At 61.6% G+C, this 11,966-nt stretch carries 6 protein-coding genes; 2 read left to right on the forward strand and 4 right to left on the reverse strand.

Annotated elements, in window-relative coordinates:
* Nucleotides 1–25 precede the first annotated feature (25 nt).
* The 4 genes from AC54AG_RS13555 to AC54AG_RS13570 are packed head-to-tail and all read right to left on the reverse strand — an operon-like array spanning nt 26 to nt 5,654.
* The gene (locus AC54AG_RS13555; RefSeq protein ID WP_331777550.1) at nt 26–1,717 is read right to left on the reverse strand and encodes an ABC transporter ATP-binding protein; all 1,692 of its coding nucleotides are present in this window, start codon (nt 1,715–1,717) and stop codon (nt 26–28) included.
* Between the two features lie 9 nt (nt 1,718–1,726).
* Nucleotides 1,727–2,836: an ABC transporter permease gene (locus AC54AG_RS13560; protein ID WP_496630629.1), complete on the reverse strand. Its 1,110-nt coding sequence runs from the start codon at nt 2,834–2,836 to the stop codon at nt 1,727–1,729.
* A 9-nt stretch (nt 2,837–2,845) separates the two neighbouring features.
* Nucleotides 2,846–3,784 carry an ABC transporter permease gene (locus AC54AG_RS13565; RefSeq protein ID WP_034760169.1) on the reverse strand — a complete coding sequence of 313 codons (939 nt, stop codon included), beginning with the start codon at nt 3,782–3,784 and terminating at the stop codon, nt 2,846–2,848.
* A 28-nt stretch (nt 3,785–3,812) separates the two neighbouring features.
* Nucleotides 3,813–5,654, reverse strand: a complete 1,842-nt coding sequence (locus AC54AG_RS13570) for an ABC transporter substrate-binding protein (protein ID WP_496630631.1) — start codon at nt 5,652–5,654, stop codon at nt 3,813–3,815.
* Between the two features lie 624 nt (nt 5,655–6,278).
* On the opposite strand from AC54AG_RS13570, the gene AC54AG_RS13575 reads away from it, so the two are divergent.
* Both AC54AG_RS13575 and AC54AG_RS13580 read left to right on the forward strand, forming a co-directional pair.
* Entirely contained in the window at nt 6,279–9,059 is a 2,781-nt protein-coding gene (locus AC54AG_RS13575; RefSeq protein WP_496630632.1) for a TonB-dependent receptor, read from the forward strand.
* Nucleotides 9,060–9,237: 178 nt separating this feature from the next.
* Complete coding sequence (locus AC54AG_RS13580) at nt 9,238–11,910, forward strand: TonB-dependent receptor (RefSeq protein ID WP_496630633.1); 2,673 nt, start codon at nt 9,238–9,240, stop codon at nt 11,908–11,910.
* Nucleotides 11,911–11,966: the final 56 nt, after the last annotated feature.

Consider the following 11,966-nt stretch of genomic DNA (forward strand, 5'->3'; position numbering starts at 1 on the left):
TCGCTATCTTACCGTAAAAGCGTGTTTAGATTTGCACGCCCTTCGGTATGGCGCTCAATAAGGTACGCGTGTACGGATGCACGGGATTGCGGTACAGTTCATCCGAATCGGCCAGCTCCACCACTTGCCCCTTGTGCATCACCATCACCTGGTCGGCGATGTATTTCACCACCGATAAGTCGTGCGAAATGAAGATGTAGGACAGGCCGAATTCATCCTGCAAGTCCTGCAACAGATTGAGCACCTGCGCCTGCACCGACACGTCCAGCGCCGACACGGATTCGTCGCAGACGAGGATTTCCGGCTGCATGGTCAGGCAGCGGGCAATGGCGATGCGCTGGCGTTGGCCACCCGAGAACTCGTGTGGATAGCGGTGGAAGGCCTGTTCCGGCAAGCCGACCTTATCGAGCAGCCAGTAGGCCTTGGCGATGCGTTCCTTGTCATCGGCGCCGATGCTGTGGATGCGCATCGGTTCGAGCAATATCTGTCCGACGGTAAACCTGGGATTCAAGGACGCATACGGATTCTGGAAGATGATCTGGATGCGGCGTTTATACGGCAAATACTCCTTGTTCGGCATGGCAATCAGGTCCTTGCCGTGGAACATGGCCGTGCCGCCCGTCGCCTGGTGCAGGCGCAACAAGGTCAGGCCCACCGTCGTCTTGCCGGAGCCGGATTCGCCCACCACGCCCAGGGTCTTGCCGCGCGGCAAAGTGAACGACACATCCTTGACGGCCTGGAACTCGCGTTTGCCGAACAGGCCTTCGCGCGTATAAAAACTTTTGCTCAGGTTATTTACCACCAGCACCGGTTCGTCACCGGGCGTGTAGCCGCGCGTGCGCTGCTTCACCTCGACACCGGGACCGGCCTTGCCTTCCATGTAATCGGCAATCACGGGCAGGCGCCACGGGCGCTCATCGAGCGAGGGGCGGCAATGCAGCAGGGCCTTGGTATAACTGTCTTGCGGCGCTTCGAATACCTGGCGCACCTCGCCCGTTTCGCGCACTTCGCCATGGCGCATGACGATCACCTGGTCGGCGATCTCCCCCACCAGGCCCAGGTCGTGGGTAATGAACAGCACGGACATCTGATGTTTCTTTTGCAGCGCCGCGATCAAGTCCATGATCTGCTTCTGGATCGTCACGTCCAGCGCCGTCGTCGGTTCGTCCGCGATCAAGAGTTTCGGTTCGCAGGCGATCGCCATGGCGATCATCACGCGCTGCTGCTGGCCACCCGACATCTGGCTCGGGTAGGCGTCGATCTTCGTGGCCGGGTCGGGAATGCCTACTTCCTCGAGCAGCGCCAGCGTACGCGCCCGCGCCTGCTTGCGGTTCATGCCCATGTGCTGGCGCAATACTTCCGCGATCTGGAAACCGACGGTGAACACAGGGTTCAGCGACGACATCGGCTCCTGGAAGATCATCGAGATATCCTTGCCGCACATGGTGCGCCGCTCGGCGATCGACAGGTCCAGCAAATTGCGCCCGCCAAAATGGATGCTCGAGGCGGGATCGATGATGGTGTTATCCGGCGGCAGCAAGCCCATCACGGCCAGCGAGCTGACGGACTTGCCGCTGCCCGATTCGCCCACCAGCGCGACGGTGCTGTTGCGCGGCACGTTGAACGAGATGCCCTTGACGGCTTCGAACGTGGTCTTCTTGTCCAGGCGGAAGGTGACGCGCAGATCGCGCACTTCCAACAGGTTATTCTGGTCCATGAGCAACTCCTATTTCACTTTGGGGTCGAGCGCATCGCGCAAGGCATCGGTAAACAGCGAGAACGCCGTCACCAGCACGGCCATCGCCGTGGCAGCGGCTGTCAGCTGCCACCATTTGCCCAGGATCAGTTCATTTTGTGCCTCGTTAAGCATGCTGCCCCACGAGACGGTACCCACCGGCACGCCAAAGCCGAGGAAGCTCAGAATCACTTCGGCCTTGATGAAGCCCACCACGAGGATGGACATCTGCACCAAAGCCACGTGGCTCACGTTGGGGAAGATGTGCGAGAACATCTTGCGCCAGTGCGAGGCGCCGATGGCGTCGGCCGCCATCACGTATTCGCGCGCCTTGTGCTTGATGTATTCGGCGCGGATCAAACGGTACGGCCCCGTCCAGCCCGTCAAGCCGAGGATCAGCACGATGGTCAGCACGCCCTTTTGCTGCAGCACGGCCGCCACCGTCAAGATCATCAGGATGGATGGAATCGACGTAAAGATGCTGTAGAACCAGTTGAAGAAATCATCGACGACGCCGCCGAAATAGCCCGACACGGCGCCAAACAAGGTGCCCAGCACGACGGCCAGCAAGGCTGCCACCAGGCCCACGACGATCGACGTTTCACCGCCCTTGATGGTTTTCTGAATAATGTCATGGCCCCACTTGTCGGCGCCGAACGGCAGTGTCGCCGCCTTGTGCGTGACGAGTTTCTTGGCCTTGCCCATGCCGGCGCGCAAGGCCGTCAAGTCGTCGGCCAGCGGGTCGGTAACGCCGTACATCTCCACGCCAGCCGATGGATTGCTGCCCATCTGGGCGCGCAGTTCGGCGATGTCGTCGGCCAAAGGATCAAGCACGTTGACGGGTGTCGGCGCGCTGCGCTCGTCCGGCGCATGTATCGCGCCATCGGCGGCGCCGTCCTTGTCGGCGCCGACAAACGTGGGCGGCGCGTAGCTGACGGCCACTTCGTCTTCCCAATTCGAGGCGACCAGGCCGCTGGCCGATGCCAGCACCAGCAGGAAAAAGGCGCCGACCACGGCCAGCGATACCATTGCAATCTTGTCGCCGCGCAAACGGCGCCACGCCAGGGCCCACAGGCCGGGCGATGTATGAGGTTTCGACATCGTCTCTTTCTACTTCAGTTGTACGCGAGGATCGACCGCCTGGTACAGCAGGTCGGTGAGCAGGTTGAAGAGCATGGTGGCGGCGGCAACATAGACGGTGATCGCCTTGATCACCGGAAAGTCGCTGCGCTCGACGGCCAGGATCACTTCACGCCCGATACCGGGGATGCCGAAGAAGCGCTCGAGCAGGAAAGCGCCGATCAGCAGGGCCGGCAAGTTCGACATCACATAGGTAATGATGGGAATGGCGGCGTTGCGCAGCACGTGCACCCACATGATGCGGCCTTCCTTGAGGCCCTTGGCGCGCGCCGTGCGCACGTAATCCTGGTTGGCCTCGTCCAGCACGAAGGTGCGGAACAGGCGCAGGGTCGGCGCGATCGAGACGGCCAAGCCGATCAAGATCGGCAAGGTCGAATAGCGCAGCAGGTTTTCCCAGAAGCTGTCGCCCCAGCCCTGCACGGGGAACAGGCCCAGTTTATAAGCAAAGCCATACTGGAAGACGATGATGTAGACGAGAATGGAAATCGACATGCCCACCGTGCAGGCGATCATGACGGCGCGGTCCGTCAGCGAGCCGCGCACGAAAGCGATGGCCAGCGCCAGCGCTACGCCAAAGAACGTTTCCAGCACGGTCAGCGGGATCAGGACCATCATCGACGGGCCCAGGCGCGAGGTGATGATGTGCGACACGGATTCGCCCGTGGCCCAGCTCTGGCCGAAGTCGAACGTGACGATCTGCTTGATGAAGATCCATAGCTGTACATAGTACGGCTGGTCGACGCCGAGCTGGCGGCGGATGTTGGCGATGCTCTCGGCACTCGACATCTTGCCGGCCAGGATGTAGGCGGGGTCGCCGCCCACCCAGTTGAACAGGATAAACACCAGCAGGACGACGCCCAGCATGGTGGGCAGCATCTGCCACAGGCGGCGCAGGATATAAGCAAACATAATGATTCCTTGTTGTTATAAGCTGCGCTTATTTTTTAGCCGAGTCGGCAGCTGGCGCCACCGGCGCACCATTGCTGTCGATATCCATGTACGCCCACTCCTGGAACATGATCGGGTGCTTCTTGTAGCCGAGCACCGACTTTTGCGCCAGCATGTTGCGGTAGCGCGCATAGCCGATCAGGGCGCCCGCGTTCACTTCCAGGCGGCGCGCCATCTGGTGGTAAAGCGCGTCGCGCTCGGGGCTGGCCGGCATGGACTGGCTGGCCGCATACCACTTGTCGTATTCGGGATCCTGGTAGCAGCCATTGTTGTTCTGGTGCGTATTCGGACCGTAGAACAGCTGCATGAAATTGTCGCCGTCCGGATAGTCGGCCAGCCATTGCGCCGTGCGCGACTGCATCTTGCACTGTTTTTCCGTCTTTAAAATGTCGGAAAAGATCATGCGGTCGTTTTCCATGCGGATGCCCAGCGAGTTATAGGTCTTGCGCCACATTTCCGCCTGCAGCACGCCGTTCGCTTCATTGCGCGAAGCGTAGCGGATCAGCAGCGGCTTGCCGTCCGGCAAAGTACGCCAGCCATCGGCACCCTTCTTGTAGCCGAATTTGTCGAGCAATTTGTTTGCCAGCACGGGATCGTATTGCAGCAGGGATTTGTAGTGAGGATCGTAGCCGACGACGCCGGGCGGGATCGGATAGTCGAGGCGCTTGGCCTGGCCATTCCAGATGATGCGGATTTCTTCGTCGATATTGTGCGCCATGGCAATGGCACGGCGCAGGGCGATCTTTTCCTTGCTGAAGCCGCCTAAGGTCGGGTCTTCCATATTCCAGTAGTAATAGCTGATCTCGGGATCCAGCAGGCGCGACAGTTGCACGCCCTTCTCCGCCAGCTCGGGCCGCAGCTTGCCGTTGAGCATCGCTTTCGGCGCCAGCGGTCCGTCGAGCCAGAACACGTCCGTGCCGCCGCTCTGGAACGACAGCCAGCGCGACTGGTCCTCGATCATGACGGAAATTTCAATGCGGTCGATGGCGGGAATGCGCTTGCCCTGCATCTGGCGCACGATGCGCTGGTCGTCCGGGTCGTCGCCGGCCAGGAAATTCCACGTTTCGGGCAAGTGCTGCGGATTGCGGTTCAGGACGATGCGGTTGCCGCGCGTCCATTCGCCCAAGGTGTAGTAGCCGGTACCGACGGGATTCGAACCCACTTCGCCCTTCACGTCGCCGTATTTCTCCACCACTTCACGCGCCAGCGCCGCCGTCGGCACGTAGGCGAGGATCATGGGGAAATTGAAATCGGTCTTGGTCAGCGTGATGCGCAAGGTGTACGGGTCGAGGATTTCCAGACCGGCCACCTTCTTGCTGTAGTCAAACTTGTTCGACTTGGCCGCATCCTTGGCCAGATCGTCGAGTCCCACCACCTTGCCTTCGAACAGCCAGCTGTGCGGCGAGGCCAGGCGCGGGTCGAACAAACGCTTCCACGAATACACGTAGTCGGCCATCGTCAGTTCGCGGCGCTTGCCGCCGAATGCGGGGTCGGGCGTGTAATACATGCCTTTCTTCAGGCGGATGGTGTAGGTCTTGCCGTCGGCGGACACTTCCGGCATCGCGGCCGCCGCACCGGGCACCACCTTGACGGGGCGCGCCAGGTAATCATAGGTGTACAGGGTGTCGAAGACGGCCTGCGTGATGTGGTTCGAATACAGGTCGCGCGCGGTGGCCGGATCGAAGCCCGTCTCGGCGGCCGGCAAGATATAGCGCAAGGTTTTCACCGGCGCGGCTGCGGCAGCAGGGGTAGCATCGGCGGCAACGGCCGCCAGCGGCAGGGTGGCCAGGCAGGCGAGCAGCGCCACGCGCCGCATCCATGGTGACTTCATGTAATACCCTTCATCTCGATTATCTGTCGCACCGTATTGGTGCGCTTGTACTGGCTTTCCCCTGGGATACAGGATTCCACCGCCAAAACCAGTCCATCCTCGCAAGATCTATGCCTTGCTCATCGCCAGCCCCGACCACATGCAGGCGAGCCGGAAAAAGGCGTAACGATAACGCATATTCTGTTCGCCGGGCGAAAAGCCGCAGCACTGGCGTGCCGCGCAGCCACGACCGCCAGCCTCGCGGGGAGAATCTTCCGCAGCGCAGCATAGACAGGCGGCGTCCATGAAAAAACGGCCTGGCAGCAACCCTTATGGTTGCCAATGACAGCTGTTTTTATGGCAGTACGGAAAATACGCATCGCACTGCAACATTAAAATAATTGCAATTATTGAAATGCATCAACATGATAAAAAACACTGTTGTTTCCATGCTGAAAGCAGATGTGTGTGCGTTGACAAGGTTTCTCGGCAAGTGGTCTTATCAATCACGACGGCTCACACGATATGCCGTTTGATCCATGGCGATTGCCGACGCAGCAATCTTTATCACCCTGGCAAAGCTGTGCCGCACAAGGGCCGGCCGAGCACACTTTCGGAGTTCTGAGAATGATGATGGAAACAGTGATGTCCCGCTCCGTACGCCTGATTTTTTCGGGTAGCGTAGCAGCGCTCAGCCTGGGCATGATGGCGGCGCCGGCAATGGCGCAAGACGCCAATGTACAACGTGTGGAAATTACAGGCTCGAGCATCAAACGGGCCACGGCCGAGACCGCATCGCCGGTCCAGGTCATCAGCCGCGACGACTTGATGAAATCGGGCAAGGCCACCGTCGCCGAATACCTGCAAACGCTGACCGCCGATGGCGCCGGCTCCCTGCCGACGGGCTTCGGCAACGGCTTTGCCGCCGGTTCCACGGCCATCTCGCTGCGCGGCCTGGGCGCCACCTCGACCCTGGTCCTGCTCAACGGCCGCCGCATGGCGCCGTTCGCGCGCGCCGATGACGGCCAGAAGAGCTTTACCGACCTGTCCACAGTGCCGATGCAGATCGTCGAACGCATTGAAATCCTCAAGGACGGCGCCTCGTCGACCTATGGCGCGGACGCCATCGCCGGCGTCGTCAACATCATCTTGCGCAAGGACTTCGAGGGCCTGACCCTGAAAGGCGACACGGGCATCTCTGGCGACAGCGACGCCAAACAGCACCGCGCCTCGCTGACCTTCGGCAAGGGCAACCTCGATACGGATAAATTCAATGTCGTCGTCAATGCCGAATACAGCAAATCGGACATGCTGATGAACAGCGACCGCGCCGGCCGCAAATGGATAGGCAAGGCCGACCTGCGCCCGTATGGCTATGCGATCAACACCCAGTTCGCCGGCGGCTATATCAATGGCAACAACGATGCGAATGCGGCACCGACAGGCCTGATCCGCGACCCCGTCACCAACAACTATGTGTCCCTGCCCGGCTGCTCGAGCTTGTCCGTGTCTTCACCGCAAGATCCGAAGGGCGGCTGTTTGTGGCACCACGACCAGTTCCGCGCGATGCAGCCGAAGATCGAATCGATCAACCTGTACACGCGCGGCACCTGGCAAGTCAATGCCGACACCCAGGTGTATGCGGAAGCGGGCTACTCGAAGCGCGATACGGCGTTCGCCATGATACCGCCGTCGGTCACGCCCACCGTCGCCTTCCCGCCGAACGCCGGCAACAAGGCGGGCGTCATCAACTACGCCACCGGCACCGGCACCAGCATCGTGCTGGCCGCCAACCACCCGCAAAATCCGTATGGCGTGCCGGTGCGCGTGCGCTACCAGGCGTTCGACGTGGGTGCCAGCACGCGCACGGCCAACAACGAGTTCAACCGCATCGTGCTCGGCGTCAAGGGCAATGCCATGGGCTGGGACTACGATGCCGGCTACACGCATTCGGAATCGAAACTGCACCTCGATTACAGCAACATGCTGAACATGGCCGTCGTCAAGGATGCGCTAGGCAATCCGAACAGCCAATATTTCCCGTACTACATCGGCGCGCAGGCGGGCAAGAATCCCGCATCGCTGTACGCGGCCATGGTGACGAACGCCACCTCCGATTCCACGACCAAGCTCGACATCATCGACTTCAAGGCCACGCGCGAACTGATGCAGTTGCCCGGTGGCGCCATGGGCCTGGCGATCGGCGCGGAACACCGCCGCGACAAGCTCGACAATCCATCGCTGACGGGCACGGAAGACGGTTCCATCAACGCCAGCTACGTGGCGGCCAAGGGCGACAGCAAGGTCTCGGCCGTGTTCCTCGAAGTGCTGGCGCCCGTCATCAAGACGGTGGAACTGTCGGGCGCCTTGCGTTACGACAAATACGACCGTTTCTCGTCGACCACGCCGAAACTGGGCGCCAAGTGGACGCCGCTGAAAACCTTCGCCGTGCGCGGCACGTATTCGGAAGGCTTCCGCGCACCGGGCCCGGCCGAAAGCAATGCCGATTCGCAATCGACGGGCACCTCGACCGTGAGCGATCCCGTGCGCTGCCCGGGCGGCACCCGCCTGCCGGGCGCCAATGCCAGCGACTGCGAACTGCAAGTGGCGGCCGTCAAGGTCGGCGACCCCAGCCTCAAGCCGGAAAAATCCAAGGGCTACACCCTGGGCCTCGTGTGGGATCCTTTCAACGATACCAGCCTGTCGCTCGATGCCTGGAAGATCAAGCGTGAAAACGAGATCAACCCGCTGCCGTACAACGAAGCGGCCGCCCTGCCGACAGCCATCCGCGCCGACAACAACCTGACCATCAATGGCGTCGTCACGCCGAACACGGGCACCTTGCTGATCACCAAGGCGCCGTACCGCAACTCCAGCTTCACGGAGATCAAGGGTATCGACCTGGACGTCAAGCAGCGCGTGCGCCTGGGCGACTACGGCCGCGCCACGTTCGGCCTGACCTGGACCCATATCGCTTCGTGGGTGCGGGCCGAGTCGTCCACCGTGCGCTACCAGTTCGCCGGCACGCATGGCAATTGCGACACGTCCAACTGCGCCGGCACGCCGAAGGACAAGATCAATCTGACCGGCTCGTGGGACCTGGGCAACTGGAACGTCAGCGGCGTGCTGAACTACCGTTCGGACATGAAGAACATTCTGTTTGAAGGCAAGCCGTGCGCTTCCAAGCTGGCCGACGGCACCGCGGCGCCGAACGGTTGCAAGCTCGCCTCGTTCACCACGCTCGACCTGTCGAGCCGCTGGAACGTCAACAAACAGTTGCAATTGTTTGCCTCGATCAACAACGTGACCGACAAGATCGCGCCGCTCGACCCGCTGACCTACGGCGGCATGAGCTACAACCCGATGGATGCCAGCGGCGCCATCGGCCGCTACTTCAAACTGGGCGCCAGCTACAAGTTCTTCTAAGCCGACATCCGTATCCTCACGCAAGGCGGTGAGCAATCACCGCCTTTTCTTTCGCCCGGACTGTGGCGCCAGGTCGCTCATCCGCACAGCTCTTGTGCCAGCACAAACCTTAGCTGCTGCGCGCCTGTAAAACTCCCTTGCAGGCCACTTGGCCAAACCCACGCCACAGGAGTGTCAGATGACGCAAACCCGCAGTCCCTCCCCAACCTTGCGCCTGCTGTGCGCAACCTTGCTCGGCGCGTATGGCCATGCGGCCATGGCACAGGACACCGGCACCGCCGGCGAGCCCCCTGCCATGCAGCGTGTCGAAGTCACCGGTTCCTCCATCAAACGCCTCGTCTCGGAAACGGCGACGCCCTTGTCCATCTTCAAGGCCGAGGATTTCGCCAAGCAGGGCTTGACGACGGCCCAGGAAGTGCTGAGCAAGATCCCCTCGAACGCGTCGAGCATGGGCAGCGGCAATGCCGTCGGCGGCAATACCAGCGGCTTGCCCACGGGCGGTCAGGCCAGCGCCGACTTGCGCGGCCTGGGCGGCGACAAGACCCTGGTCCTGCTCAACGGCCGGCGCATCGCCAACCATCCGTATGACGGCGCCAGCGTCGACCTGAACATCATCCCGATTGCCGCCCTGGAACGTGTCGAAGTGCTGCGCGACGGCGCCTCGGCCATCTACGGCACGGACGCCATCGGCGGCGTCATCAACTTCATCACGAAGCGCTCCGTCAACGTCACGAATATCACCGCCGAGGTCGTCTCGCCCGAACACAAGGGCGGCGGCGAGCACCGCGTCAACCTGTCGACGGGTTTCGGCAAGCTCGACACGGACGGCTACAATATTTTCGGCGTGCTCGACTACCACAAGCAAAAAGTGCTGACGTCGCAGGACCGTGACTTTTCCAAGACCGGCATCATCCCCTCGCGCGGGCTGTCCATTACCAGCGGCACGACTTTCCCCGGCAACTACTTCGATGCGGCGGCCAATGGCGGCGACGGCTTGGCCGGCAATCCCTACGCGGCCAGCGGTTGCCTGCCGCCCTTGTCGGTGGCAGCCGCCAACGGCACCTGCCGCCAGGATTACACGCGCCAGATCGACAACCTGCCCGCACAGGAACAGCTGGCATTCTTCGGCAAGGGCGCCTTCAAGCTCGGTGGCGGCCATTTGGCCACGGTGGAATACCTGCATTCGGAAAACAAGGTGAAGGCACGCACGGCGCCGCCGCCGCAAACGGGCTTGATCCTGCCCAGCACCAGTCCATACTATCCGGGCAATGCGGGCGGCGTGCCGGCCCAGCCGGGCCTGTCGGGCCAGCCGCTGAGCGTCAACTGGCGCCCCGTGGAAGCAGGCCAGCGGCAGATCGATTCGGATGGCAAGGCGGACCGCCTGGTGCTGGCGCTCGAAGGCGAGCTGTCCGGCTGGGACTACAAGACGGGCCTGAGCCACGCGATCAGCAAGTCGTCGGAAAAGTTCACGGGTGGCTATGTGCAGGATGCGGGCTTTGCCGCTGGTGTGTTGAACGGCATCCTGAACCCGTTCGGCGTGCAGGACGCGGCCGGCAAGGCTTACCTGGACAGCACCGCCCTGCGCGGCGAGGTGCAGAACGCCAAGGTCGCCACCACGGGCTTCGACATCAAGGGCAGCCGCGAACTGATGCAGCTGGCCGGCGGCCCGCTGGCCATCGCTTTGGGTGGCGAAGTACGGCACGAAAAGGCCGACTTCAATGTCAACCGCGATATCGCCGGCCAGGCCGCCAGTTCCGGCTTGTCCGGCTCGCTGTCGAAGAGCGGCTCGCGCACGATCCAGGCCGTCTTCGGCGAAGTCAACCTGCCCTTGATCAAGGACCTGGAAGTGCAATTGGCAGCCCGCTTCGACCATTACAGCGACGTGGGCAGCACCACCAATCCGAAGCTGGCCCTGCGCTACCAGGCCAGCAGCGCGCTGGTGCTGCGGGGTTCGGCCAGCACGGGTTTCCGCGCTCCCACCTTGTTTGAAAAGAATGCGCCGCCATCGAAGAACGACACCAACGATACCTACGACGACCCCATCCTGTGCCCGGGCGGCGTGCCGCAGCCCGGCGCCAATCCCCTGCGCGATTGCGACTTGCAGCAATTCAAGCTGCAAGGCGGTAATGAAAACCTGAAACCGGAAAAATCCACCACCTTCGCCGTCGGCCTCGTGCTCGAACCGATCAAGGAAGTCACGCTCGCCATCGATTACTGGAACATCCATTTGAAGGACAAGATTTCGTCCTTGCCCGAGCAATCGATCTTCGGCAACTACGAAAAATACAAGGCTTTGTTCCTGCGCAATCCCGATGGTTCGCCCTACGCCATCCTGGACTTGAACGACAACCTCGGCGAAGTGAAAACGGACGGTATCGACGTCAGCCTGAATGCGCGCCTGGCCCGAGGCGCGTATGGCGATGTCAGCGTGTCGGTCGATGGCACGTGGACCCACAAATATGACTACCAGAACGAGCGCGGCGGCGAATTCATTGCCAACGTGGGCCGCTATGCGGACAACAATCCCGTGTTCCGCTGGAAACATACGGCAGCGCTGAACTGGCGCCTGGGCAACTGGGGCGCCACCGTGTCGCAATCGTTCAAGTCCGGCTACACGGACCAGAATCTGGTCGAGCCGCCATACCGCCACGATGTGCCGTCATACAGCCTGCTCAACGTGTCGGGCAGTTACGTGTGGAAAGGCTTGTTGCTGACGGCCGGCGTGAAAAACCTGCTGGACAGGGAACCGCCATTCTCGAACCAGGGCACCCTGTTCCAGAAAGGCTATGACCCGCGCTATACGGACCCGATCGGGCGCGCCTACTATTTGCGCGGCAGCTATACGTTTTGAGGGAGTGACGGAAGAAAGACAGACCAGACAGCGCTGGCCAGCGTGTGCCAGCCATG

It is taken from the genome of Janthinobacterium sp. BCJ23 (assembly GCF_059617945.1).